This window comes from Mannheimia massilioguelmaensis (genome assembly GCF_000940515.1).
In the GTDB taxonomy this organism is placed as follows: Bacteria; Pseudomonadota; Gammaproteobacteria; order Enterobacterales; family Pasteurellaceae; genus Basfia; species Basfia bettyae.
The window spans coordinates 310,554-337,500 of record NZ_CDQL01000005.1; the positions used below are offsets into that span (position 1 = coordinate 310,554).

24 protein-coding genes and 1 pseudogene are annotated in these 26,947 nt (G+C 35.5%); 15 read left to right on the plus strand and 10 right to left on the minus strand.

Annotation, left to right across the window (positions count from 1 at the left end; genetic code table 11):
* Positions 1–7 precede the first annotated feature (7 nt).
* Together BN1226_RS04665 and BN1226_RS04670 are read right to left on the minus strand one after the other, a co-directional pair.
* The gene (locus BN1226_RS04665) at positions 8–1,309 is read right to left on the minus strand and encodes a TRAP transporter large permease (RefSeq protein ID WP_044470201.1); all 1,302 of its coding nucleotides are present in this window, start codon (positions 1,307–1,309) and stop codon (positions 8–10) included.
* 19 nt (positions 1,310–1,328) lie between these two features.
* Complete coding sequence (locus BN1226_RS04670; protein WP_005761874.1) at positions 1,329–1,820, minus strand: TRAP transporter small permease; 492 nt, start codon at positions 1,818–1,820, stop codon at positions 1,329–1,331.
* Positions 1,821–2,046: 226 nt separating this feature from the next.
* Between BN1226_RS04670 and BN1226_RS04675 the strand changes: the two genes are divergently transcribed.
* From BN1226_RS04675 to BN1226_RS04695, 5 genes are all read left to right on the plus strand, one after another.
* Positions 2,047–3,042, plus strand: coding sequence for a TRAP transporter substrate-binding protein (locus BN1226_RS04675; protein WP_044470202.1), 996 nt, complete (start codon positions 2,047–2,049; stop codon positions 3,040–3,042).
* An 85-nt stretch (positions 3,043–3,127) separates the two neighbouring features.
* Complete coding sequence (locus BN1226_RS04680; RefSeq protein ID WP_044470203.1) at positions 3,128–3,973, plus strand: SDR family oxidoreductase; 846 nt, start codon at positions 3,128–3,130, stop codon at positions 3,971–3,973.
* Positions 3,974–3,988: 15 nt separating this feature from the next.
* Positions 3,989–5,392 carry a glucuronate isomerase gene (gene uxaC, locus BN1226_RS04685; protein WP_044470204.1) on the plus strand — a complete coding sequence of 468 codons (1,404 nt, stop codon included), beginning with the start codon at positions 3,989–3,991 and terminating at the stop codon, positions 5,390–5,392.
* An 8-nt stretch (positions 5,393–5,400) separates the two neighbouring features.
* Positions 5,401–6,342 carry a sugar kinase gene (locus BN1226_RS04690; RefSeq protein WP_077064988.1) on the plus strand — a complete coding sequence of 314 codons (942 nt, stop codon included), beginning with the start codon at positions 5,401–5,403 and terminating at the stop codon, positions 6,340–6,342.
* Positions 6,343–6,428: 86 nt separating this feature from the next.
* Entirely contained in the window at positions 6,429–7,070 is a 642-nt protein-coding gene (locus BN1226_RS04695) for a bifunctional 4-hydroxy-2-oxoglutarate aldolase/2-dehydro-3-deoxy-phosphogluconate aldolase (RefSeq protein ID WP_044470205.1), read from the plus strand.
* A 53-nt stretch (positions 7,071–7,123) separates the two neighbouring features.
* Here BN1226_RS04695 and BN1226_RS04700 read toward each other — a convergent pair whose 3' ends face one another.
* Positions 7,124–7,999, minus strand: a complete 876-nt coding sequence (locus BN1226_RS04700; RefSeq protein ID WP_044470206.1) for a DMT family transporter — start codon at positions 7,997–7,999, stop codon at positions 7,124–7,126.
* A gap of 162 nt (positions 8,000–8,161) precedes the next feature.
* Between BN1226_RS04700 and BN1226_RS04705 the strand changes: the two are divergent.
* Positions 8,162–8,926: pseudogene (locus BN1226_RS04705) on the plus strand (MmcQ/YjbR family DNA-binding protein).
* A gap of 44 nt (positions 8,927–8,970) precedes the next feature.
* On the opposite strand, the gene BN1226_RS04710 reads toward BN1226_RS04705, so the two are convergent.
* The 4 genes from BN1226_RS04710 to dnaA form a co-directional block, all read right to left on the minus strand.
* Positions 8,971–11,520: a TonB-dependent receptor plug domain-containing protein gene (locus BN1226_RS04710; protein WP_044470207.1), complete on the minus strand. Its 2,550-nt coding sequence runs from the start codon at positions 11,518–11,520 to the stop codon at positions 8,971–8,973.
* 201 nt (positions 11,521–11,721) lie between these two features.
* Entirely contained in the window at positions 11,722–12,810 is a 1,089-nt protein-coding gene (gene recF, locus BN1226_RS04715; RefSeq protein ID WP_044470208.1) for a DNA replication/repair protein RecF, read from the minus strand.
* A 46-nt stretch (positions 12,811–12,856) separates the two neighbouring features.
* A complete protein-coding gene (gene dnaN / locus BN1226_RS04720; RefSeq protein WP_044470209.1) occupies positions 12,857–13,954 on the minus strand; it encodes a DNA polymerase III subunit beta in 1,098 nt (365 codons plus the stop codon).
* A gap of 14 nt (positions 13,955–13,968) precedes the next feature.
* The gene (gene dnaA, locus BN1226_RS04725) at positions 13,969–15,342 is read right to left on the minus strand and encodes a chromosomal replication initiator protein DnaA (RefSeq protein WP_044470210.1); all 1,374 of its coding nucleotides are present in this window, start codon (positions 15,340–15,342) and stop codon (positions 13,969–13,971) included.
* 399 nt (positions 15,343–15,741) lie between these two features.
* Between dnaA and rpmH the strand changes: the two genes are divergently transcribed.
* From rpmH to BN1226_RS04760, 8 genes are all read left to right on the plus strand, one after another.
* Complete coding sequence (gene rpmH, locus BN1226_RS04730) at positions 15,742–15,876, plus strand: 50S ribosomal protein L34 (protein WP_005539760.1); 135 nt, start codon at positions 15,742–15,744, stop codon at positions 15,874–15,876.
* A 15-nt stretch (positions 15,877–15,891) separates the two neighbouring features.
* On the plus strand, positions 15,892–16,260 hold the full coding sequence (rnpA, locus tag BN1226_RS04735; RefSeq protein ID WP_040596608.1) for a ribonuclease P protein component: 369 nt from the start codon (positions 15,892–15,894) through the stop codon (positions 16,258–16,260).
* Positions 16,215–16,475: a membrane protein insertion efficiency factor YidD gene (gene yidD, locus BN1226_RS10570; protein ID WP_005761704.1), complete on the plus strand. Its 261-nt coding sequence runs from the start codon at positions 16,215–16,217 to the stop codon at positions 16,473–16,475. The genes rnpA and yidD overlap by 46 nt, the downstream gene beginning before the upstream one ends.
* Positions 16,475–18,103 carry a membrane protein insertase YidC gene (gene yidC / locus BN1226_RS04740; RefSeq protein WP_044470211.1) on the plus strand — a complete coding sequence of 543 codons (1,629 nt, stop codon included), beginning with the start codon at positions 16,475–16,477 and terminating at the stop codon, positions 18,101–18,103. The genes yidD and yidC overlap by 1 nt, the downstream gene beginning before the upstream one ends.
* Before the next feature lie 159 nt (positions 18,104–18,262).
* Positions 18,263–19,624, plus strand: a complete 1,362-nt coding sequence (gene mnmE / locus BN1226_RS04745) for a tRNA uridine-5-carboxymethylaminomethyl(34) synthesis GTPase MnmE (RefSeq protein ID WP_044470212.1) — start codon at positions 18,263–18,265, stop codon at positions 19,622–19,624.
* A gap of 148 nt (positions 19,625–19,772) precedes the next feature.
* Positions 19,773–20,615: a BglG family transcription antiterminator LicT gene (gene licT, locus BN1226_RS04750; RefSeq protein WP_044470213.1), complete on the plus strand. Its 843-nt coding sequence runs from the start codon at positions 19,773–19,775 to the stop codon at positions 20,613–20,615.
* Positions 20,616–20,684: 69 nt separating this feature from the next.
* Positions 20,685–22,544: a beta-glucoside-specific PTS transporter subunit IIABC gene (locus BN1226_RS04755; protein WP_044470214.1), complete on the plus strand. Its 1,860-nt coding sequence runs from the start codon at positions 20,685–20,687 to the stop codon at positions 22,542–22,544.
* A 17-nt stretch (positions 22,545–22,561) separates the two neighbouring features.
* On the plus strand, positions 22,562–23,386 hold the full coding sequence (locus BN1226_RS04760; protein WP_044470215.1) for a PHP domain-containing protein: 825 nt from the start codon (positions 22,562–22,564) through the stop codon (positions 23,384–23,386).
* Positions 23,387–23,450: 64 nt separating this feature from the next.
* Here the strand turns inward: BN1226_RS04760 and BN1226_RS04765 are convergent, their stop codons facing one another.
* Genes BN1226_RS04765 through metN form a run of 3 tightly spaced genes read right to left on the minus strand, consistent with a single transcriptional unit; the run spans position 23,451 to position 26,037 of the window.
* Positions 23,451–24,287, minus strand: a complete 837-nt coding sequence (locus tag BN1226_RS04765) for a MetQ/NlpA family lipoprotein (protein WP_044470216.1) — start codon at positions 24,285–24,287, stop codon at positions 23,451–23,453.
* A 33-nt stretch (positions 24,288–24,320) separates the two neighbouring features.
* Positions 24,321–25,010, minus strand: a complete 690-nt coding sequence (locus BN1226_RS04770; protein ID WP_044470217.1) for a methionine ABC transporter permease — start codon at positions 25,008–25,010, stop codon at positions 24,321–24,323.
* Positions 25,000–26,037 (minus strand): methionine ABC transporter ATP-binding protein MetN, encoded by a 1,038-nt coding sequence (gene metN, locus BN1226_RS04775; protein ID WP_044470218.1) that lies wholly within the window; start codon positions 26,035–26,037, stop codon positions 25,000–25,002. Before metN ends, BN1226_RS04770 begins: the two co-directional genes overlap by 11 nt.
* Before the next feature lie 198 nt (positions 26,038–26,235).
* On the opposite strand from metN, the gene gmhB reads away from it, so the two are divergent.
* Positions 26,236–26,790: a D-glycero-beta-D-manno-heptose 1,7-bisphosphate 7-phosphatase gene (gene gmhB, locus BN1226_RS04780; protein ID WP_044470219.1), complete on the plus strand. Its 555-nt coding sequence runs from the start codon at positions 26,236–26,238 to the stop codon at positions 26,788–26,790.
* The last annotated feature ends 157 nt before the right edge of the window (positions 26,791–26,947 follow it).

Here is a 26,947-nt window from a genome sequence, read left to right on the forward strand (position 1 = left end):
TCCTTGATTAATAACCGAGTAACCATTGTGGCAACGCAAGACTCAGTGAAGGTACGTAAGTCACGAGGAATAACGTTAAAATCAATACCGCATAGAATGGTAATAATGGTCTAATCACTTGGTTAATTTTCACGCCACCTACAGAACAGCCAATAAATAAGGCGCTGCCGACTGGTGGTGTACAAATTCCGATAGATAAGTTAAATGCCATTAAAATACCAAAATGAACTGGATCCATTCCTAAATCTGTTACAATAGGGAAGAAAATTGGCGTAAATATAAGCAACGCTGGCGTCATATCCATAAACACGCCAACAATTAATAGAATAATGTTGATGATTAATAGAATCACAATTGGGTTATCAGATACAGATAACAACCCATCACTGATAGTATACGGAATATCAGCATTCGCCATTACCCAAGACATTCCCATTGAAGTACCAATTAGTAACAATACGATAGACGTAGTTACTACTGATTCTAAAATAACTTGTGGTAATTCTTTAATAGACACTTCACGATAAATCAGTACTGCCAAAATTAAGGTATAAACTACTGCAAAAGCAGAGGCCTCTGTCGCAGTGAAAATACCGCCAATAATACCCCCCATAATGACAATAATTAAACCTAAGCTTGGTAAAGCATCTAAGGTTTTTTTAATCACTTCAGATTTTGTAGGTTTTGGTGAAACAGGATAATTACGTTTTTTAGCAAGGTATCCAATGACGAGCATAATGGATAATCCCATTAAAATACCTGGAATATAGCCTGCTAAGAATAATGCCCCAATTGATGTACCACCTGTAATTAATGAATACACAATAAAAGTATTGCTTGGTGGAATTAGTAATCCTGTTGGACAAGAAGAAATATTCACTGCTGCTGAAAATGCTGGGTCATAACCTTCTTTTCTTTGTAAAGGAGACATAATACCGCCCATCGCAGCACCAGATGCTACCGCTGAACCTGAAATTGAACCAAACATCATATTGGCTAACACATTCACATGGGCAAGAGAACCTGGTAAACGGCCTCCGATTACTTTAGCAAATTCAATTAAACGCAAAGCAATACCGCCACGATTCATAATATTTCCAGCAAGAATGAAAAATGGAATCGCGAGCAACGAGAAACTATCCAAACCTGATGCCATTTTTTGGGTAATTACTGTAATAGCGGCATCAAAAGATACTGACATCATTACAGTAATAAGAGAGGCTATACCAATAGAAAATGAAATTGGTACACCAATAAATAAAAGGGTGAAAAAAGTACTACAAAGAACAATAACTGTGGACCATTCCATAATAAAGTATCCTCTGTTTTCAATTAATTGATGAAGGTGATTGTAAGCAATTAAATAAATCACGAATCGTATAAATTAGCATAAAGAAGCCACTCAATGGAATTGCGGCATAAATCAAACCCATTTCGATACCAAGCACCGGAGAAATTTGTCCCACTGCCAGAGTATCATTAACTAATTTCAAACCTCCATAGCACATAATTAGAATAACAAAACATAGGGTTATTACATTGATAATAAGATTTAGACGCTTATGTTTTATGGGAGATGATTCTAATTTAGTTGCTAATAAGTCAATGGCTAAATGTTTTTTTTGTCCTAATGCATAAGCTGCACCTATGAGCCCAACCCAAATGAAAGCAAAGCGAGCAAGTTCATCAGTATAGGTATTTGGTTCATTTAAGACAAAACGTGAGAATACTTGCCAAATTACGCTAATTACAAGCATGACGCTAAGCAAGGTGCATAAGGTTGATAGTATTTTATCTATGATGGATATAAATTTTATCATATAGCCTCTTTTTTAATTAATATTAATCGGGATAATTGGAATACCAATTTTGTGGATAAAAGTATTTTTATGCAAATGGAAAAGATTGTTTTTGTGATCTGGTTCACCAATTTGGTAAAAATGGTTTGATATGTAGGATAAAAAAAGTAAGATTAAATTCACAATTTATTTTGCAAATTGTTCGAATTGTAATTTTGAATGTTAACCACATTAGGAGAACCTAAATATGTTCGCTAAAAAAACTATTCTTTCTATTTCATTAGGTGCGGTTTTATCTTTAGGTGTTGTTTTTTCTGTAGCAGCTAAAATAACATTAAAATTGAATCATAATAATGATAAAACTCATCCTGTTCATATTTCTATGCAGCATATGGCTGATGAAGTAAAAAAATTAACAAATGGTGAGGTCGTAATTCGTGTTTATCCTAATAGTCAATTAGGTACTCAACGTGAATCAGTAGAATTATTACAATCAGGCTCACTTGATATGGCAAAATCTAATGCAAGTGAAATGGAAGCATTTGAGCCAACTTATGGAGCATTCAATATTCCTTATTTATTTCGTAATTCAGAACACTACTATGCTACATTAAAAGATCCTGAGGTTGGGCAAAAAATATTAGAAGCATCTAAAGGGAAAGGTTTCATCGGTTTAACATATTATGATGGCGGTGCACGTAGCTTTTATGCTGGTAAGCCAATAAAAACACCTGCTGATTTGAAAGGTTTAAAAGTACGTGTACAACCAAGCCCAAGTGCTGTAAGAATGATGGAATTATTAGGTGCAAATGCTACACCTTTAGCTTATGGTGAACTTTATACTGCATTGCAACAAAAAGTAGTGGATGCCGCAGAGAATAATGAAACTGCGTTGACATTAGCCCGCCATGGTGAGGTTGCTAAATTCTTTAGCTTAGATGAACATACTATGATTCCAGATGTATTATTAATTAGTGAAAAGACTTGGGCTAAATTAACCCCAGAACAGCAACAAGTTTTAAAAACAGCAGCTGATAATTCAATGATTTTTCATAAAGATTTATGGATAAAAATGATTAAAGAAGAAAAAGAAAAAGCAATTGCTGAAATGGGTGTTGAATTTGTAACTGTTGAGAAACAACCATTTATTGATGCAACTAAAGCAATGCATGATGAAGCTAAAGACAATCCTGTTATTGGTGGTTTTATTGAGAAAATTGATACATTGGCACCAGCTCAATAAATATTAATTACATATATCTATTGCTACCATTTGGTAGCAATAGATCTTTTTAATGTGAAGAATTCATATAAAGAGGATAGATATTATGAATATTTCAGAAAATCATAATTTACGGGATAAAGTTATTGTTATAACTGGTGCTGGGGGAGTGTTATGTGCTTATTTAGCAAAAGAACTTGCTAAAACGAAAGCGAAAGTAGCATTACTCGATCTCAACCTTGAATCAGCCCAAAAAGTGGCGGATGAAATCAATACTGCAGGTGGCATTGCTAAAGCTTATCAAACCAACGTTTTGGAATTAGACAATATCAAAACTGTGCGTGACCAAATTGCCGCTGATTTTGGCACTTGTGATATTTTAATTAACGGTGCAGGCGGTAATAGTCCTAAAGCGACCACAGACAATGAATTTCATACCTTTGATTTGAGCGATAGCACCAAATCTTTCTTTGAACTTGATAAAAGCGGAATTGAATTTGTCTTTAATTTAAACTACTTAGGCACACTTCTCCCAACCCAAGTTTTCGCTAAAGATATGATTGGTAAAGAAGGTGCGAATATCGTTAATATCTCAAGTATGAACGCCTTTACGCCACTAACCAAAATCCCAGCTTATTCAGGTGCAAAAGCGGCAATCAGTAACTTTACTCAATGGCTTGCGGTGTATTTCTCAAAAGTGGGGATTCGTTGCAATGCCATCGCACCAGGCTTTTTAGTCAGCAACCAAAACCGTGCATTGCTGTTTGATAATGATGGCAACCCAACCGCACGCGCTAATAAAATCTTAACCAATACCCCAATGGGACGCTTTGGTGAACCAGAAGAATTATTAGGAACATTACTGTTCTTGGTTGATAGCCAATACTCCAGCTTTGTAAACGGTGTGATTGTGCCTGTCGATGGCGGTTTCTCAGCATATAGCGGTGTATAACCTAAAGAGGTTTGTATGAAACAATTTTTATGTGAAGACTTTTTACTTTCAACCCCAACAGCTCAAAAGCTCTATCACGATTACGCCAAAGATCAGCCGATTTTTGACTACCACTGCCATTTAAGCCCAAAAGATATTGCCGAAAACCGCCAATTTAATGATTTGACAGAAATTTGGCTTGAGGGCGATCATTACAAATGGCGAGCAATGCGTTCTGCTGGCGTAGAAGAGCGTTTAATCACAGGCGATGCGGATAAATACAGCAAATATCTTGCTTTTGCTCACATCGTGCCAAAATGTATCGGCAACCCGATTTACCATTGGACGCATTTAGAATTACGCCGTCCATTTGGTATTACCAATAAGCTTTTCTCACCTGAAACCGCCGAAAAAATTTGGCATCAAGGCAATGAGCTGTTACAGCAACCTGAATTTTCTGCCCGTGGCATTATGCAGCAAATGAATGTGAAGTTGGTTGGTACAACCGACGATCCGATTGATTCGTTGGAATACCACAAAGCAATTGCAGCAGATAATACTTTTGATATTGAAGTCGTACCAAGTTGGCGACCTGACCGAGCATTCAAAATTGAGTTACTACTATTCAATGACTACATCGAACAGCTAGGTAAAGTTACCGATATTGAAATCAACAGCTTTGATACGCTTAAACAAGCGTTATTTAAACGCCTTGAACATTTCGACCAACAAGGGTGTAAATCTGCTGACCACGGTATTGAAGTTGTCCGTTTTGCCCCGATTCCTGATGAAAACGTGCTGGATTACATTTTGCAAAAAAGATTGCAAAATCAACCGCTTGCAGAAGAAGAAATTGCCCAATTTAGTACCGCACTTCTTGTTTGGTTAGGCACGGAATATCACAAACGTGGTTGGGTAATGCAAATGCACATTGGGGCAATTCGTAACAATAATACGAGAATGTTCAAATTATTAGGTGCGGATTCAGGCTTTGATTCCATTGGCGACCGCTCGTTTGCAGAGCCGCTTGCCCGTTTATTAGATAATATGGAGCAAACCGACCAATTGCCAAAAACGATTTTGTACTGCCTCAACCCTCGCGATAACGAAATGCTCGCAAGTATGATTGGTAACTTCCAAACTGGCGGCATTGCAGGCAAAGTTCAATTCGGTTCAGGCTGGTGGTTCAACGATCAAAAAGACGGAATGGAACGCCAATTACAGCAGCTTTCACAATTAGGTTTACTCAGCCAATTTGTCGGAATGCTGACCGATTCTCGCAGTTTCTTATCTTACACACGCCACGAATATTTCCGCCGCATTCTATGCGAAATGATTGGCGGCTGGGTAGAACGAGGTGAAGCACCAAACGACCTAAATTTACTCGGCAATATGGTAAAAGATATTTGCTACGGTAATGCGAAGCGTTATTTCAAATAGGAGTAACAATGAAAAAACTCGCAATTATTGGCGAATGTATGATTGAGCTCAATGGCGAGCCGTTTGGTAATATGTGGCAAACTTATGGTGGTGACTCCTTAAACACCGCCACTTATCTTGCTCGTATTACGCAGCCAAATCAGATTGAAGTCCGCTACATTTCCGCAATGGGTACGGATAAACTCAGTCAAGGAATGTTGGCTGCTTGGCAAGCAGATAATATCAACACCGATTTTGTCTTGCGTGACGAACACCGCCAACCAGGGCTTTATCTGATCCAGCTCGACAACCAAGGCGAACGCACGTTCCTTTACTGGCGAAATCAATCGGCAGCTCGATATTTGTTGCAACATCCTGACTATCCTCAGGTTTTGGCAGCATTGCAAAATATGGATATGATTTACCTAAGCGGTATCAGCCTTGCAATTTTGCCTGAAAATGACCGCACTTTGCTGATTGAACAGCTTTGTGAGTTGAAAAATCAGGGGGTAAAAATTGCCTTTGACAGCAACTACCGTCCGAAACTTTGGGAAAGTCTTGAGCAAGCTCAAAAATGCTATCGTGCGTTGCTGCCGTTGATCGATGTGGCGTTAGTGACCTTTGATGATGAAGAAATGCTTTGGGCTGACAGCAATGAACAAGCTACTATTGCTCGTTTGTCCGATTTTGGCATTCCAATTATTGTGGTAAAACAAGGCAAGTGCGGTGCGATTTTCTGTCAAAATGGCGAGCAGCAATTTGTGCCGACGGTTGCCGTGGAAAATGTGGTGGATACCACTTCCGCTGGCGATTCCTTCAATGCTGGATTTTTAGCAGGTTTCTTGCAAAACAAACCGCTTGAAGTCTGCTGCCAACAGGGAAACCAGCTTGCCGGTATTGTGATTCAGCATAAAGGGGCGATTATTGATAAAGTCGCCACTGCTCATTTGCAAGAGCAGTTTAATGCTTAATGAGATTATTATTCACAGCCCCAGAGGGGCTAAATTATGCTTAACCTAGTAGGCACTTTGCGTGCTAGGCATAGAAAGAGGTAAAAATGCGTTACACCACCGAACAAATTGTTGAAAAATTAACAGAACTGAAAGTCGTCCCCGTGATTGCCTTAGATAATGCGGAGGACATTTTGCCATTAGCCCAAACTTTGTCCGAAAACGGCTTGCCTGTGGTAGAAATTACGTTTCGATCCGCAGCTGCTGAAGAAGCAATTAAATTAGTCAAAGCAAATTGCCCAGAAGTGCTGATTGCGGCTGGCACGGTACTGACCAAAGAACAGGTGCTGACCGCAAAAAATGCAGGGGCTGATTGCATTGTGACCCCAGGTTTTAACCCAAATATCGTTAAATATTGCCAAGAGTTAGGCATTCCTGTCACCCCAGGGATAAACAACCCAATGGCGATTGAAGCAGCATTGGAATTAGGAATAACGGCAGTGAAATTTTTCCCTGCCGAGGCAAGTGGTGGCGTGAAAATGATCAAAGCCTTGCTTGGTCCTTATGCTAGCTTAAAAATTATGCCAACAGGTGGGGTGAGTGTAAGCAATATTAAAGACTATTTAGCCATTTCAAATGTTGTCGCTTGTGGTGGTTCATGGTTTGTAGACAAAAAACTTATCAATGAGAAAAATTGGGATGAAATTGCTCGATTGACCAAAGAAGTGGTTGAGTTAGTGAAGCAATAATCTCATATAAAATGAAGTAATAACTAAAAAGTGCGGTGGAATTTTAGAAAATTTCACTGCACTTTTGCTTTATTAAGCACATTCGGTAGGCGATAAAGTATTAATGAAAGTAGAATGAGGGAACAACCTAGAATCTTCTGCCAAGATAAAATTTCTGAAAAAATTACCGCACTTAAAATCAGTGTCCAGACAGGTTCAAGTAACATAATTAAAGCAGCATTGCTAATATTGCAGAGCTTTTGTCCTAATGTTTGTAATAAAAATCGGAAGTTTGTTGCTACTAGCACGCTTAATGCCAACCAATAGATACTTTCAAGAGGAATTTGTTCAGCCCAACTTTCTAATAAACAAGAATAAATAGCACAAACTAAGCCTCCTGCACCAAATTGAATGGTGGTAAATGAGAGTGTTGGAATATGCTTAGCATAATGATTATTAAGTACAAAATAAATGGCTTCAAGAATTGCCGTTAATAAATAAAGCCAGTCATCTGATGAAAATTGTAATTCAGAATTTCCTTTAGCAATAAAGTATAAGCCAATGAAGGCAAATGGCAGAGCAATCGCAAAAGAACGAGCAGGTTTGTTACGGAAAATAATCCAAGCTATCAATGGGGCAATCAGCATGGCTAAGCTGACAATAAATGCCCCTGCACCAAAATTAGTATTATGGGTAATGGCTAAGATCCACACTAAAAAATAAGTTGCGAATAATGTGCCAAGTAAAGATGAAATAATAAATTGGCGTTTTTCTAAGGTTCGTATTTGTGCATAGGCAAAGGGTAAAAAAATGACAAATGCAGCGAGGAAACGCACAGCAATAAAGCCTACAGAAGGGAATCCTACGAGTGAATATTTAGAGAAAAACCATCCTAATGCAGCTAATAGGCTGACACAAAATAAAATTAATTCACCTAGATATTTTTGCATGGTTGTTCCTCACTCATTAATTGGAATATGATACGGGGAAATCATAGAAATAGAAATGAATTATGCTCAAAGTGCGGTGGAAAAATAGAAAATTTTTAATCAACAATATGATTAAAAGAGTAATATGATATACCTAGAGGTTACTGCGATAGGATAAGTAAAATGGCTAATAAATTAAAAACAGAAATTTTGCACTACGTTTTACAACAATATTGTGCTGAACCTGAATATTTGTGGAAAAATTATCCTACTTATGCTGTATTGCGTCATCAAGATAATAACAAATGGTATGCCATTTTGATGAGTGTTTCTGCAGAACATTTAGGTTTACTTGGCACAGAGAAAATAGATGTGATGAATGTGAAATGTAGCCCTGAAATTCAAAGTACGTTTGTGACGCAGAGAGGATTTTTACCCGCCTATCATATGAATAAATCACATTGGATTAGCATTTTATTAGATGGCTCTGTGGATAAAGAAACCATTATTTTTCTACTCAACAGTAGCTTTGATTTAACTGCAAGTAAGCGGCGTAAGAAAAAACTCGGTATAGTTCGTTATAATGAATGAATTTTACCCGCTAATCCAAAATATTATGATGTAGAAAAGTATTTACATGAAGGAATGGAAACGCTCTGGAAACAAAGTAATAATATTGCCGTAGGCGATCAAGTTTATATTTATGTTACCGAGCCAACAGGGGCTATTCGTTATAAATGTGAAGTACTAGAAGTAAATATTCCTTATGAGTCAGAACGTGAGGATTTAGTAATTAAACGTGTAATGAAAGTAAAATGTTTGAAAGAATACGATAAATTATTGATTACCAGAGATAAAATGAAAGCATTTGGAGTGTCTGCTGTGAGAGGACCTCGGCATATGCCTTATTGCCTGAAAACTGAAATTGAATTATTAGAGCAGGTATAAAGTGTAGAAGATTAACTTTGATCTTCTACACTTTAATTGGTAATTTAGAATCTATAAGTTGCACTTAATACAGCGGTTCTACCACGAGCATAGTTATTAAAGACAGAGATATCTTTATCACCAAAATCTAAATTAAAAATGGTTTGGCTTGCGGAGTCATTGTTTGCATCAAGAGGATCGGTGTATTTCTTATCAAATGCATTTTGTAATTCTAGTTTAATGATCAGATCTTTAATTGGCTCATAGCTCACATAAAAATCAAAGATCATTGGTTGTTTGGGCACTGTTTCATCACGTCTTAGCGTTTCTTTCTCAATGGTGCTATTTGGATAAAGAATATTGGTGAATTTCGTGCTAGCACGTCTGCTTTTACCGTAATATTTCATTACACCACCGATTTGAAGCTTCTCTTCGAACCAACGTGTCCCTAGCTCTAATGAAGCATAATCTCTTGGTAATATTGAGATTTTACTTGCCCCAAAACCTTGTTCATTAAAACCACTATTAGAAGCCGTATCTACCCTTGCACTGGCATCAGTAAAGGAAATTGGCTGAGTGTTATTTTGGCGAGCATAAGCTAAATTAGCATAGAATGAGCCCATATCGTAATTGAGTTCTAATTCAAAACCATTCATCTTCACTTTCTCATCGTAGTTTTTATGATAAATAGTTCTACCTCGAACATAAGCGGGAGCAGCTCTGCTAACATTAAAAATATGATCTTTCACACGAGTTCGATAAATTAATGCTTTAAAGCCTAATTTATCGTTATCGGTAAAAATATTTTCCTTGAAGCCATTAAAGCCAATTTGTACTGTTTTAGCTTGTTCTGGTTTGAGATCTGTATTCACGCCATAATCACCAAGTGTTGAAAAAAACATTTCTTTCACATTCGGTACTCGGTGAGTTTTGGAATAGCTCACAAAGGGGGTAAAGAGATCGTGAATATAAGCAGACAAAGTTGCCGAATAATTCACTAAGCGATGTTTACCTTTACTTTCTGTAGAAATGTTTTTATCGGCACATTCAAATTCTGCTAGATCCTCATCTTCAGGATCATCTGGATCAGGAATATATCGGCAATATTGTGCTTCTAATTTCTCTAACTGTTCTTGCAAAACATTGGCTTCATTATAAGCATGTTGACGATTGAGCTGATAAATTTGTTCTTCAATTTCTTGGCGATAAAAAGGTAAATATTTAAAACGGGTACCTTTATAACGACTTAAATTGATATTTGCATTGATATCCAAAACAAATATTCCATGAGTTAGGCTATTGTCCCAATAAAATGTATTAAAACGCTGTTCGCCATCTGGTTGGAATGTTGAGGTATAAAGACTTTTACGTACCGCCCCAATTCCAATTGCATCATTATCTTCATTGGTTTCACCATTTTCTAAATTAAAATTAAGTTCAGCTGGGTGGCGATTTTTAAAATAGCGGTTTTTTAATCGATTGAAACCAAAAGTCGTTTCAAGTTCAGTATGGCTAAATAATGGGATTCTAAAGGTATTGGCGATATTGAAAGTTTCTGCTTTATTTTCAATATCTAGATTATCTAGTAAATATTTATTATTGATTCTTGCCCCTTTTTTATATTGTTGTTTCCCTTGATTCAGAGCATACAGCACATTTAAATCTAACCAACGAGAATCTTCTGGATGAAGGTTATAATTAATTTGGTAGTTTTGGTTTTTTAAGTTTCTTCCTGCCAATTCACTTTGATAATCACGGTAAGACAAGCTTACAGTTTGAGATTTTGTACCAAATTCCAATTTTGCTAATTGACTTGTGGGTTTTTGTTTTAAATGTTCGGCATTGAAGGGGGAAGTGGTTGTGCCTGCAATTTCATCAGGATCGGTAAATTTTGATAAATCAATGGAGCTATCTGTTACTCGTCTACCACCACCGATCTTATAATCTTGTGAGATTTTTCGCCAGCTATAACCGTATAACCCTCCAAACCAGGCATCCTCACTTAGCTGATATTTTGCGCCTAACATTCCCATATAATTGGGACCGATAGCATTATTGCCGAATGTCATTTTGGTCATTCCACCGACAGATTTTCCTTCGCTAACTAAATCTTTCACGCCAATGGTTCTAAAGTTTGCAGAGCCTAATAATGAATTACCACCAGCAGATCCACTAAAGGTCCCTCTTTCTACATCCATTCCAACCAAAAAAGTTGGATCAATATAAGCACCAAATTGAGAAGTACTGCCTCCCCGTCCACCATCATCCGTCGAACTTGCATAAAAGGTTTGACTAACGCCATCAATCATTGTATTTGCTCGTCCAAAGCCTGTTGCACCACGAATATTGACTGATACCGTGCCTTGTGATTTATCTAATTGGGTAAAAGCACCAGGTACCGAACGAACAATATTATCTAAGGTTTGGTTAGATTCCATAATTTTATCTCGTGAGCTAATTGCTCCCGTTTTGATAAACACTTTGTCTGTTTCTTTAATGGCTTTGGCCTGAACCTCAATACTTTCTAAGACTTCATTTTCTTGTGCTTGAGTAAATAAAACTGGGCAAAAGCAAACTATTATATTGAATTTAAATAGTTTTTTTCGCAGATTCATTGTTTTCTCCTAAACAATATAAAAAGTTGTTAAATGTGGTAACTTAAATACATAAATTAAATATGGATTTAAGACGTGAGCTGGAGTATAACAAAATAGAATAGAAATACAATTAAAAATAAGAATCATTATCATAAAATAAATAATGAATAAGAATAAAAAAGAAAAGCTATTAAAGAAAATTTTATTTAGCGAATGATTTCACAGAAATTCAATTTGTCGAATGTTCCCTTTATCTACAGAAAAAGTGCGGTGTTTGGCGGGTTGCATTTGTTTCAATTGATCTTGGGTAATTGCAGTTATAAATACTTGAGAATGGCTTTGCTGTAAACGTTCTGCTAATAATGCACGTTTGCTATCATCTAATTCTGAAGCAAAATCATCAATCAGAAAAATACAATGGCGTTGTTTTTGTTGCATTAAATGTTCACCTTGTGTCAAACGTAATGCACACATTAAGAGTTTTAGTTGTCCTCGTGATAGCACATCTTCTACTGGTAATCCATTGGCTTTGAAACGAAAGTCTGCTTTTTGTGGGCCAGAAACGGTGTAACCAATGGCTTTATCTCGTTCAAAGTTTTCCATTAATAACTGTGCATAATCTGTTTCTTTTTCCCAACCTTGATGAAAACTCACAGAAATGTCTAACTCAGGTAAGAATAATTTACAAGTTTGTTCAATTTCAGGTCGTAAGGCTTCAGCATAGTAAGTACGCCATTCACTGACTTGATGTGCAAGTTTGCCTAACTCAATATCCCAAGGTTTAAGCATATTGTAATCATAGGTTTGATTTAGAGCGGCATTACGCTGTCTGAGTAACCGATGTAAGTTTGACCATGCAGAATGAAAGTTGGTTTGATGATGGAACAGCCCCCAATCCAGAAATGCTCGGCGATAACTTGGTCCCCCATTAAGTAGTGTAAGTCCTTCAGGGGTAATAATTTGCATAGGAAGTAAATGGGCGAGATCAGAGATTTTATTGCCATCTTCACCATTGATTTTGACTATAGTATTCCCATCTTTACGCTGTTTTTGCAAACCTACAGACCATTCATGCTGTTGCTCTTGAATACGACCGTGTAAAGTAAAATGCGGTTGTTCATAGCTAATAATACGAGTGGTTACAGAGCTTTTGAATGAGCGACCATGGCTAAGATAGAAAAGCGCCTCAAGTAGGCTGGTTTTCCCACTACCATTATTACCTACCAAAAAGTTAAAGCCGTGGTCAAATTCAAGATCCACGGCAGCAATATTGCGGAAGTTTTCAACAATAAGACGAGAAATTGCCATTATTTGCGCTCAATACAACAAAAGTGCGGTCAGATTTTAAAAAATTTTACAGACGCATTGGCATAATCACGTATTCAGCACTTGCATCATCACAATTTTCAATCAAGCAGCTTGATGAAGCATCGGTTAGACGCATACGAACACGGTTACATTTCAATGCATTTAATACATCTAATACATAACTTACGTTAAATCCGACTTCCATTTCAGCACCAGTATAAGATACATCAATGATTTCTTCAGCTTCTTCTTGTTCAGGGTTAGTTGCCGTAATTTTCATTTGATTTTGGCTGAGTTGTAATCGCACACTACGGAAACGTTCTGTAGAAAGAATCGCAGCACGCACAAAGGCTTGTTTTAATATATCCCAATCTGCTTCTAAAATATGGTCAGCATTGCGAGGTAATACTCGACGATAATCAGGGAAGCGACCATCAATCAATTTTGTGGTAAAGAGCACATTTTCCACTTGAACACGTAAATTATTGGTGCCGATTTGTAAGCGTGCTGGCTGTTCTGTAGCATCTAATAAGCGCACAAGCTCTAATACACCTTTACGTGGTACAATAACCGAATGATTTTGTAAATCTTGCTCTAAGGCAATAGTACAGACAGCTAAGCGGTGGCCATCAGTGGCTACTGTGCGGAGTAAGTTACCTTCAGTTTCAAACTTCATACCGTTTAAGAAATAACGAGCATCTTGATTTGCCATGGAGAACTGAGTGGCTTCAATTAAACGGCGTAAAGTAGCTTGATCAAGCTCAAAATCCACTTCAGATTGCCAATCCGCTAGGTTAGGATATTCTTCTGCGGGCAAGGTTGCTAAGTTAAATTTTGTACGACCTGAACGCACAATAGCACGATCTTCTTCAAATACTACATTGATTTCCGCATTTTCAGGTAAACTGCGGCAAATATCTAAGAATTTTTTCGCTGGAATTGTGAAATTCCCCGTAGTGCCAGAAACTAATTGTGCTTGGGTAGAAAGCTCAACTTCTAAGTCTGTCCCCGTAATGGTTAACCGCTCATTAGAAATTTGCAGAAGAACATTATTTAATACTGGAATATTAGGGCGACTGCTTAATACGCTGCATACTTGCTGTAATGGTTTTAAAAGATTTTCTCTTGAAACAATAAACTGCATAGTTTTCTCCCCTTTTATGCGGATAATGTACGGATTAAGTTAGACCAGTCTTCCTGAATATTATTATCTTCGTCACGCAGAGTAGCAATAGTGCGACAAGCGTGTAACACAGTTGTATGGTCACGATCACCAAAAGCTTTACCTATTTCAGGCAGGCTACGATTAGTCAGTTCTTTTGCCAACGCCATCGCTAATTGGCGTGGGCGAGCAATAGAACGAGAACGATTTTTAGATTTTAAATCAGATACTTTAATGCGGTAATATTCTGCTACCATTTTTTGAATATTATCCACGGTAACTAATTTATCTTGTAAAGCTAACATATCTTTTAGCGTTTCTCTCACGAAATCAATAGTGATAGCTTTTCCAGTAAAATCTGCATTAGCATGTACACGATTTAGGGCACCCTCTAATTCACGTACATTAGTACGGAGCTTCTGACCAATAAAAAAAGCGACTTCTTCAGGTAAATGAATATGCTTTTCTTCTGCTTTTTTCATCAGAATTGCTACACGGGTTTCTAAATCAGGAGGTTCAATAGCAATACTTAATCCCCAACTAAAACGAGATTTTAAACGGTCATCAATTTTTTCAATTTCTCGAGGATAGCGATCGGAGGTTAAAATAATTTGTTTATCACCCTCAAATAAAGAATTAAAAGTATTAAAAAATTCTTCTTGTGTTCCATCTTTGCCAGCAAAAAATTGAATATCATCAATAAGTAAAGCATCTAAACTGCGGTAGAATTTTTTAAAATTATCAATACGTTCCGCTTTTAGCGCTTTTACATATTCTTGAACAAATCGTTCTGCGTGAATATAAACAACTCTTGCATTAGGATTATCTTCTAAAATCCCATTACCCACCGCATGTAATAAGTGCGTTTTACCTAAACCTGTTCCACCATACAAAAATAGTGGATTAGCAGATTTATCGCCTGGTTTATTTGCGACTTTTTGACCAACAGCACGAGCTAGCTGATTTGATTTACCTTCTACAAAGTTCACAAATAAATGATGTGGATTTAAGTTGGAACGAAAACTAGATGGTTCAATTTCTTGTGATATTTTAGTCAGTGAAGAAACGGTAGTATCAGAAATTTGTGGTGTAGACATTGTTTTTTTGGCTACAGGCTTTGTTCCTTCTTGTACACGAACTAAAAGCTCATTGTTATTGCTAAGTTCTTGAGCAATTTTAATGATTTGGGCGAGATAGTTATTTTCAACCCAACTTTTGACAAACATATTAGAAGCATAAAGCACAATAGTATTTGGAGTACTTGTGTCTGCTTGCAGAGGACGTAGCCACATACCAAAGTCCGCAGAAGAAATTTGATCTTGCAGTTGCAATAGGCAATCTTGCCACAGTTGAGAAAGGTTACATTCCATTTTGAATCTTTTTATAGGCTATAAATGTTGAAATAAATAAAATTGCAAATCGAGCACAATTGTAAAATTAAACTTTAAACTATTTAATTCTACAATAAACTTACGTAAAGATCTTTAAAAAAGGATCAAAAAAATTGAAAAAGATATTCGGTTTTTACTTGAGATTTTACGGAAAAAACGTATAATTTACGACGCTTTTATGCTTTTTGATAAGGTGAAATTTGTTTTTTCTTAATTATTACCGATTTTACCGATATCGTATTTGACGAACGTTGAATTTATGATTACAATTCCGTTCCTTATTTTTGAATAACCTTGTTTTCAAGTGATTTGGTTTGATGGCTGAGCCTGATAACACATTTAAATGTTAAACAATTTTAATTAGGTAGATTAAGAGTTATGAAACGTACATTTCAACCTTCTGTATTAAAACGTAGCCGTACTCACGGTTTCCGTGCTCGTATGGCGACTAAAAACGGCCGTCAAGTTTTAGCTCGTCGTCGTGCTAAAGGTCGTAAAAGTTTATCAGCTTAATGATGACACACTTGTGTGATTAAGCTAAACTTTTCGAGGGAGTTGCGTCTGTTAACTCCCACTCAATTTAAATACGTCTTTGAGCAGCCGCTTAGAGCTAGTACGCCTGAAATTACCATTCTTGCCCGTCCAAACGATCTTCAATATCCTCGTATAGGTCTCACTGTTGCTAAAAAACACCTAAAACGTGCTCATGATCGCAATCGTATTAAACGTTTGTGTCGTGAAAGTTTTCGCCTTTTGCAGCATCAGTTACCTAACTATGATTTTGTTGTTGTGGCAAAACATGGTATAGGGAAACTTGATAATAAAACTTTAACTGAAACTTTGAGCAAATTATGGCAACGTCACATTCGCTTGGCGAAAAAATCCTTGTCAAATTAATTCGATTTTATCAATTGGCAATTAGTCCGCTAATTGGTCCTCGTTGTCGGTTTGTTCCGACTTGTTCTTGTTATGGTATTGAAGCATTAAAAACGCATGGAGCGTTAAAAGGTAGTTGGCTTACACTCAAACGTATATTAAAATGTCATCCTTTGAACCCAGGTGGTTACGATCCCGTTCCACCCAAATTAAATAATAACGAAGAGAACAAATAATGGATTCTAGACGTAGTTTATTAGTCATCGCACTACTCTTTATTTCTTTTCTTGTTTATGAACAATGGCAAATGGACTACCATGCTCCAAAATCTGTTGCGACTGAACAAGTACAAAATCAATCTGTCACAACTAATGCTGAAATGCCAGCAAGTACTTCATCAGTTCAAGGCACAGTAGATAATGGCACTCATGGTCAAATTATTTCGGTGAAAAATGATGTGGTTAGCTTAAAAATTGATACATTAGGTGGAGATGTTGTTGAGTCTAGTTTATCTAATTATGCCGCTGAATTACATTCACAAGAGCGTTTTGTTTTATTACAAAATAAGCCAGATGCTGTATATGTAGCACAAAGTGGTTTAATTGGTAAAGATGGTATTGATACTACTGCAAGTCGAGCAGCCTACCAAGTTGAAGGTAGTGATTTTGCTTTGGCAGAGGGTCAAGATGAATTAAGAGTGCCATTAACTTTAGAAAAAAATGGTGTGACTTATCGTAAAATCTTCGTTGTTAAACGCGGTTCTTACGATATTGAAGTAAACTATGAAATTCAAAACCAAAGTGGTAGTGCTATTGAGGTACAACCTTATGGTCAGTTAAAACATACTTTAGTAGAAAGTTCCAGTAATATGGCTATGCCAACTTATACTGGTGGAGCATATTCTTCAGCAGATACTAACTATAAAAAATATAGTTTTGATGCAATGAAAGATAAAAACTTATCTATTGATACTAAAGCAGGCTGGGTAGCTGTATTACAACATTACTTTGTCTCTGCCTGGATTCCAAATCAAGATATGGATAACCAACTTTATACGAGTACTGGAAATGGTTTAGGTTTTATTGGTTATCGAGGTCCTGTTATTAATGTTCCTGCTGGAGCAACAGAAACTATTAAGAGTGCATTATGGACGGGTCCTAAGCTTCAAAATGAAATGGGACAAGTTGCAAACCATTTAGATTTAACTGTTGACTATGGTTGGGCATGGTTCATTGCTAAACCATTATTTGGTTTATTGAACTTGATTCAAAGTGTAGTAAGTAACTGGGGGCTTGCAATTATTGGCGTTACTTTAGTTGTAAAAGGTATTCTTTATCCATTAACTAAAGCACAATATACTTCTATGGCGAAAATGCGTATGTTGCAACCGAAAATGCAAGAAATGCGTGAACGTTTTGGCGATGATCGTCAACGTATGAGCCAAGAAATGATGAAGCTTTATAAAGAAGAAAAAGTAAATCCATTAGGTGGTTGTTTACCATTAATTATCCAGATGCCAATTTTTATTGCATTATATTGGACTTTTATGGAAGCCGTGGAATTACGTCATGCCCCATTCTTTGGTTGGATTCAAGACTTGTCAGCACAAGACCCTTATTATATTCTGCCAATTTTAATGGGAGCATCAATGTTCTTATTACAAAAAATGTCACCGACACCAGTTGCTGATCCAATGCAACAAAAAATAATGAACTTTATGCCACTTATTTTTATGGTGTTCTTCTTATGGTTCCCTGCTGGTTTAGTATTATATTGGTTAGTATCAAATATTATTACCATTGTTCAACAGCAGTTGATTTATCGTGGATTAGAGAAGAAAGGTTTACATTCTCGTAAAAAATAACTTAACGAATTTTTAAAGGCATCCACGGGATGCCTTTTTTATTAGTTGCTTTAATATGAGTTATAAGCCCTTCATAAATTCTCATTAAATTTATACTTTTTTGCTATAATTACATAATATTGAATGCATTAAGTGCGGTCATTTTTAGGAAAATTTTATATGACAAAAGAAACCATTGTAGCTCAAGCAACTCCTATTGGTCGTGGTGGCGTTGGTATTTTACGTGTTTCAGGTCCATTATCCACCCTAGTTGCTCAAGCTGTCGTTGGAAAAGAGCTAAAGCCTCGTATGGCAAATTATTTGCCTTTTAAGGATGAAGATGGAACGATATTAGATCAAGGTATTGCTTTATTTTTTAAAGGACCTAATTCATTTACAGGTGAAGATGTCGTTGAGTTTCAGGGGCATGGCGGACAAATTGTTCTAGATCTGCTTTTAAAACGTATTTTGCAAGTGAAAGGTGTGCGTTTAGCTCGTCCAGGTGAATTTTCCGAACAAGCTTTTTTAAATGATAAATTAGATCTGGCACAAGCGGAAGCAATTGCAGATTTAATTGATGCCACTTCAGAGCAAGCTGCTCGTTCAGCATTAAAATCATTACAAGGTGAGTTTTCTCATAAAGTCCATGAATTGGTGGATGCCGTAATTTATTTACGCACTTATGTCGAAGCTGCTATTGATTTCCCTGATGAAGAAATTGATTTCTTAGCCGATGGTAAGATTGAAGGGCATCTGAAGGATATTATTGAACAATTAGATAGAGTCCGTTTGGAAGCAAAACAAGGTTCAATTTTGCGCGAAGGTATGAAAGTGGTGATTGCAGGACGCCCAAATGCTGGCAAATCTAGTTTACTTAATGCATTAGCTGGACGTGAAGCTGCAATTGTAACGGATATTGCAGGGACTACTCGAGATGTGTTGCGTGAGCATATTCATATTGATGGTATGCCATTACATATTATTGATACTGCTGGTTTACGAGATGCGACTGATGAAGTTGAACGTATCGGAATCACTCGTGCTTGGAATGAAATTGAGCAAGCGGATCGTGTAATTCTCATGTTGGATAGTACAGATTATGATAGCCAAAACCTAGAACAAGCTAAATCTGAGTTTTTATCTAAGTTACCAAAAAATATTCCAGTGACGATTGTCCGCAATAAATCTGATTTGAGTGGTGAAGTAGAAAAATTAACTGAACAAGAAGGTTTTACTGTCATTAGTTTATCTGCACACACACAACAAGGAATGGATTTATTACGTGAGCATTTGAAACAATCTATGGGTTATCAAACTAGTAGTGAAGGTGGTTTTTTAGCTCGCCGTCGACATTTAGAAGCATTAGCACATGCGGCTGAACATTTGCAAATTGGTTATATGCAATTAACGCAGTTTCATGCAGGGGAGTTATTGGCAGAAGAATTACGTATGGTACAGGATAATCTTAGTGAAATTACCGGAAAATTTACTTCAGATGATTTATTAGGGAATATTTTTAGTTCATTCTGTATTGGTAAATAAAACTCGATAAGATGGTTGACGTTATGAGGGGAAAGTGCTAATTTAATTTTAATTAAGGATTGTAATAGCACTTAGCTTGCTACACAAAACCTATTTTGGGCTATTTTGTAGTCTGAGATAGGTTTTTTGTTTTTTATAAGGGGATAAAATGAAAATCCAAAAAATATTAAATAATAGTGTAGCACTTAGTTGTGATGAGAATAATAATGAAATCGTTGTGATGGGTAAGGGCATTGCTTATGGTAAACAAGTTGGTGACAGTATTGATGAGTCATTAATAACAAAATGTTTTATTTTAAACACGGTTAATTATTCTCAAAACATTATTCATATGTTGGGTAATATCCCTTCTATATATATCGATATCACCGATATGATAATGAACTATGTGCAAAATCATTTAAATTTGAAATTACATGAATCAACTTATTTATCTCTTATTGATCATATTCATGCTAGTGTTGAACGATTTAAATCTGGTGTAGTACTTAAAAATAAGCTTCTATGGGAAATTAAACATTTTTATAAAAAAGAATATGAAGTAGGCATTTATGTTTTAAACCTGCTAGAAAAACAATTGAATATAAAAATGTTAGAAGACGAAGCTGGTTTTATCGCATTACATATAGTGAGCGCTACAAAAGACAATGATATTAATAATGCATACAAAGAAACTGCTTTTATTCATAGTATTACAAATATTGTGAAATACTATTTTAATATTGAATATGACTATGATTCATTTGATTACAATAGATTTTTAATGCATTTGAAATTTTTTTCGATGAGAGTTTTTTCAGAGAAAGTGAATAGCGTTCAACCTTTGCAAAATGATCTGTTAAATATGTTGCAAGAACAATATAAAAATTCTTATTTATGTAGCCTAAAAATAAAAGAATATATTCAAGAAAAGTACCATTATGAATTAGATAGTGATGAAATTTTATATTTAACTATTCATATCGCAAAGATTACTCATGATAAAAAATAATTGAATTTTGGTGGATAGTAACATTGAGTTGGCTAAACCTAATTTTTAAATAAAAATGAAGGTAATATTATGAATTATAATTCATTCGCAAAGGATATCATACAGCTAGTCGGTGGTGAAAAAAATATTAAATCTTTAGTGCATTGTTCAACCCGATTACGATTTGTGCTTTATGATGAGAATCTAGTGAATAAATCTGCCATTACTGAAAATAATAAAATCTTGTCTTTTGTTTCTAAAGGTGGGCAATTTCAATTAGTGATAGGTAATGATGTTGCAAAGGTTTATGAAGAGATAAATAAATTAGTGACGTTGCAGAATAATAAATCGGCAGAAAGCCAAGTAGAAAACCAGCAATCAGTTATAAATAAAGTCTTATCTATTATCACAGGCTCTATTGCACCTGTGATTCCTATATTAGCAGGAGCTGGTATGGGGAAAGTCTTATTAATTATACTAAATATGTTAGGTGTTTTAGATAAGAGTAGCCAAACTTACTATATGCTTAATTTTATTTTTGATACAGGTTTTTATTTCATGCCTGTATTTATTGCTTTCTCTGCTGCGAAAATGTTTAACTGTAATCAATATTTAGCCGCATTTATTTGTTTAGCCATGTTGCATCCAAATTGGAATTCATTGGTAAAAGCAGCCGCACCAGTGAATTTTCTAGATATGCCTGTGGCTTTAGTAAAATATTCCTCTCAGTTAGTTCCTGCATTGATTACAGTCTGGATGATGTCTTATATTGAGAAAATAGTTTATAAATATACGCCAGATATGGTCAAAGTCTTTCTTGCCCCGTTATTGGTAATATTAATTGCTACACCTATTGCCTTTATTGCTATTGGTCCTGCCGCTAGTTATTTAGCACAAGTTGTTGCAGATATTGTGGTCTTTTTACAAGAATCTATTGGATTTATTGCCATTCCTATTTTAGCAGCTATTTATCCTTGGTTAGTCTCAATTGGATTACATAAAGCCTTAAGCCCAATTACCATTATGCTTGTGGAACAAAAAGGATTTGACCCGATTGTCAGAGTAATAGCACTTTGCTCAAATATGTCGCAAGCAGCAGCTTCATTAGCGGTCTCAATTAAGTCTAAAAATAAAGAACTTAAACAATTAGCATTTTCTGCAAGTTTAACCGCATTTTTTGGTGGAATTACCGAACCTGCAATGTATGGGGTTAACTTAAAATTAAAAAAACCAATGTATGCTTGTATGGTTGGTGGTGCTGTAGCGGGGTTATTTGCTGGATTAGTTAAACTTAAAGCCTTCGTTTATGCAACACCAGGTCTATTAAGTTTGCCGATGTGGATTTCAGAAGGGGATAATCAGCTCGTAAATGCCATAATTACCTTAGTTGTAGCTAGCTTGGTTACCTTTATTGCGACTTTTATTATTGGGTTTGAGGATCCTATTGTAGAAAATGCGGGTTTGGCTAGTGATAAGATTGATAATAGTAGAGAAAATAAAACATTAATTCACAGCCCAATTGAGGGGACATCTATTGCACTAGATGAGGTCGCTGATGAAACTTTTGCTTCTGGTGTGATTGGCAAAGGCATTGCTGTTATTCCTTCAAATGGGATTTTACGAGCGCCTGCTGATGGCGTCGTAGCAACTACATTTAGTTCCGCTCATGCAATAAATCTTAAATTGGGAAGTGGTATTGAATTACTTATTCATATTGGTATTGATACTGTCAATCTCAATGGTAAATATTTTAAAAATGTTGTTCATCAGGGGGATGTGATTCATAAAGGGGATATTCTGATTGAATTTGACCTCGAGAAAATTAAATCAGAAGGATTTGATACTACGACTATGATTGTTGTAACAAATTCCGAGGAATATTTAGACATGCTTTATAATCCAAATAAGCTGGTAAATAATCAGATTCCTGTATTAACAGTTATAAATTAAAGTTATTGGAGTAAAATGTGATTTTTGCTGATTTACATGTGCATACTAACCATAGTGATGGGGTGTGTGAAATAAAAGATGTATTAGAAAATGCGGTGCAACATGGCATAAAAGCATTATCTATCACGGATCATGATACAACGAATCATTATGATGAAATATTTTCTTATGGTAAACATCTCGGCTTGAATATTATTAAAGGTGTGGAGATGAGTTGTTATGATTTTGATGTATATAAAAAAGTACATGTTGTAGGATTATGGTTGAATGATCTTACTCCTAATATTGATAAATTATGTGGGCATACTTTAGCATGTAGAGATGCTTATCATAAAGAACTGATTAATGAGTTATCAGAAAAGGGCTATGATATTTGTTATCAAGATGCAAAGAAATTTTCAAAATACAATATTGTTTTTAAAATGAATATTTTTCAAGCCTTACGAGAAAAATACCCTCAAGAAATGACTAAAGAGCGTTATAAACAACTATTTGCATCAAAAACCTCTCATGAAACAGACATTAAAATGGGATATATCCCTGTAAGAGACGGAATTGAAGCCATTTTACAAGATGGTGGTATTCCGATTTTAGCTCATCCTTGTGTCTATAATAATTATGATGAAATTGGTAAATACGTTGATTATGGTCTTAAAGGATTAGAAATTAATCATTCTAAGATGAAGGAAATTGATTTTAAACTAACTCAAGAATTCGCTAAAAAATACCATTTATTAAAAAGTGGTGGAAGTGATTTTCATGATCCTAATTTATTAAAATTTGGAGACTTTGGTTTAACGAAAGAACAATTTGAGCAATTAGCATTTTATGCCAGAGGATAACTCTCTAATTTAAAAGAAAAAAGTGCGGTAAAATTACCGCACTTTTTTTATCACTCAGGAAAGGTTACCAACCTTTAACAACACCATCTTTAAAATGTTTAACTGCTTCTTGGTAAACTTCTTCAGTTTGGTATGATTTTACGAAGTCTTGAACAGGTTTACTATCTTTGTTGTCTTTACGAGAAACAATGATATTCACATAAGGAGAATCTTTATCTTCCACAAAAACACCATGTTCAGTCGTATTTAATCCTACTTGCCCAGCATAGGTATTATTGACAACAGCTAGATCTACATCATCTAATGCACGAGCCGCAACAGAGGTATCTACTTCTTGAATTTTGATATTTTTAGGGTTTTCAACAATATCTAAAGATGTTGAGAATAGATTAGAATTATCTTTTAATTTAATTAATCCTTGTTTTTCTAATAGAATTAATGCGCGAGCAAGATTACTAGGATCATTTGGAACGGCTACAGTTGCACCATCTTGTAATTCACCGACTTTTTTAATCTTCTTAGAATAACCCGCTAATGGGTATACAAAAGTATTACCAACGATTTCTAAGTTAGTAATATTTTTAGATTGAGTATCTTTATCAAAATAAGGCTTATGTTGCATTGCATTGAGATCTAAATCACCCTGTGATACCGCAGTATTAGGTAATGCATAATCATTGAATAGTACGAATTCAACATCTAAGTTGTATTTTTCTTTTGCCACTTTTGCGGCTTTTTCGGCAACTTCATGCTCAGGACCAGCCATCACTCCGACTTTAATTTTTGCAGGGGTATTAGCAGTGGATGTTGCAGTGCTATCTGATTTTTTTTCGTCATTACATGCAGTTAGAACTAATGCAGATGCGATTGTTGCAACTGCGAATAATTGATTTAATTTCATTAAGTGTTCCTCTTTGATTGTTGTGTTTGATTATTAACGATGATCAACTTTTTTAGCAAAGTCATCACCTAATTTTTGGCTTAAGATGACGAATAATACAATGATAATTGTTGCTATCCAAGTGACAAATCCCATACCACGGTGAACTCCGTAGTTGATTGCTAAACTACCTAAACCACCGCCTCCTTGCGTTCCTGCCATTGCTGTATAGCCAATGAGAGTAACAAAAGTGAGTGTAATCCCATTAATTAAAGTAGGAAGTGATTCAGGCAAATAGAATTTAGTGACAATTTGCCAATTCGTGGCACCTAGTGCCTTGGCTGTTTCTGTTAAACCTGGTGGAATTTCAAATAGTGCATTACTGGTTAAACGTGCAAAAAATGGAATTGCTGCTACACTCAAGGACACAATAGCTGCACTTGTTCCTAAAGAGGAACCAATTAAAAAACTGGTCACAGGAATTAACAATAATAATAAGATGATATAAGGAATCGAACGTCCAATATTAATAATCACATTCAGACACTGATTAGCTCGACTATTCTCTAAAATATTGCCTTTACTGGTTAAAAAGGTAAAACAGCCGATAGGCAATCCTACAATTACAGCAATAAGTGTAGAAGCTACAGTCATATAGATGGTTTCCCAAGTGGAAATTAACACTTTATCCCACATTTCTGGTGTAAATTGTCGTTGAAATTCAATCAATAAACTATCCCACATAACCTAACACCTCCACGCGGACATTATTTTCCATTAAATAAATTTTTGCTTGAGTAATAGAATCTTCATTACCTTCTACTTCTGCAATAGTAAAACCAAATTTTGTACCACCAGCATAATCAATTTGCGACATTAAAATATTCAATGACACATCAAATTTTCGTGAAGCTTGTGATAATAATGGCGCATCAACCGAACGTCCAGTAAATTCAAAACGAATAATTGGCCAAGATTGAGCATGCTTTGGTGTATCTGTTAATTGAGATAAATATTCATCAGGCAAGCTTGCTTGGAATGCTGAATGAATAAACTCTTGAGCTAATTCTGTTTTAGGATTAGAAAAAATTTCACTAACTGAACCTTGTTCAACAAGTCTACCTCTATCGATAACAGCCACTTGATCGCAAATATTTTTAACAACATCCATTTCATGTGTAATTAAAAGAATGGTGATATTCAAAGTGCGGTTGATTTCTTTTAATAATTTAAGAATAGATGTTGTTGTCGCGGGATCTAATGCACTCGTTGCTTCATCACACAATAACACTTTGGGATCACTAGCAAGTGCCCGAGCGATCGCTACACGTTGTTTTTGTCCGCCAGAAAGATTGGCAGGATAAACATCTTTTTTATCTGTTAAACCGACTAAATCCAAAAGTGCGGTCACTTTTTCTTGAATTTTATTTTTCGGCATTTTTTCCAAAGTGAGTGGAAGTGCTACATTGTCATAGACGGTAGCGGAGGTTAACAAATTAAAATGTTGGAAAATCATGCCAATATTACGGCGTTCAGCAATTAATTGCTTATCCGTTAATTGCGTAAGATCTTTACCATCAATAATCACTGCTCCTGAGGTAGGTCTTTCCAATAAGTTGACACAACGAATTAAAGTGCTTTTCCCTGCGCCTGAAGCACCAATCACACCACAAATTTGACCTTTTGGAATATTTAAAGTGACGTCATCTAATGCAGTTAATCTTTTCCCTGCAACATTGAAAACTTTATTAATATTTTCTAGCTTAATCATATAAGCCCTTTCTCATCTCTTACTTGTAATATAGTTATATAGGTTCAAAGTATTTTAGACGTCTAGACAGCTCTGTCAATAATTATTAGCATGCTTTTTATAATGTTATGTTATTAATTAGGTTTAATTTGCTAAGTTAAATAATAAGTTAGATAATATCTCAATATTAAAAACAATAAAAAATAAAAGGAAAACAATATGAAAAAGGCTATTTTTTTAGATCGTGATGGAACTATAAATATAGATCATGGCTATGTTTACCAGATTGATGATTTTGAATTTATTGAGGGAAGTATTGAAGCGCTAAAAGAATTAAAACAAATGGGATATTTACTTGTTTTAGTAACTAATCAATCGGGTATTGCTCGAGGATATTATAGCGAAGAGCAATTTTTAACTTTAACAGAATGGATGGATTGGTCATTGGCTGATCGAGAAGTCGATTTTGATGGTATATATTACTGCCCACATCATCCAGAAGGAAAAGGGGAATATAGACAAGTTTGTGATTGTCGTAAACCCCAGCCAGGTATGTTGCTTCAGGCAATTAAGGATTTAAAGATTGATCCTTCCCAGTCCTTTATGGTTGGAGACAAAATAGAAGATCTTCAAGCTGGCAATTCTGCACATATAAAATATAAAGTTTTAGTAAAAACAGGAAAGCAGATAACCGAAGAGGGTGAGAAACTGGCAGATTATATTTTAGAGTCTATTAGCGAATTACCAAGAATCATAAAACGTATAAATAATTAATTTTTAATATAGAAAATATACAATAAGTATAAAAAAACAGCTTTTAATAAAATTTTTTTAAATTTTTGAAAAAAGCGCTTGCAAAGGTTTCTGAAATCCCTATAATACGCAGCACACAACGACGCACTGTTGTGAAGCGATAAGAAAACACTGTGCG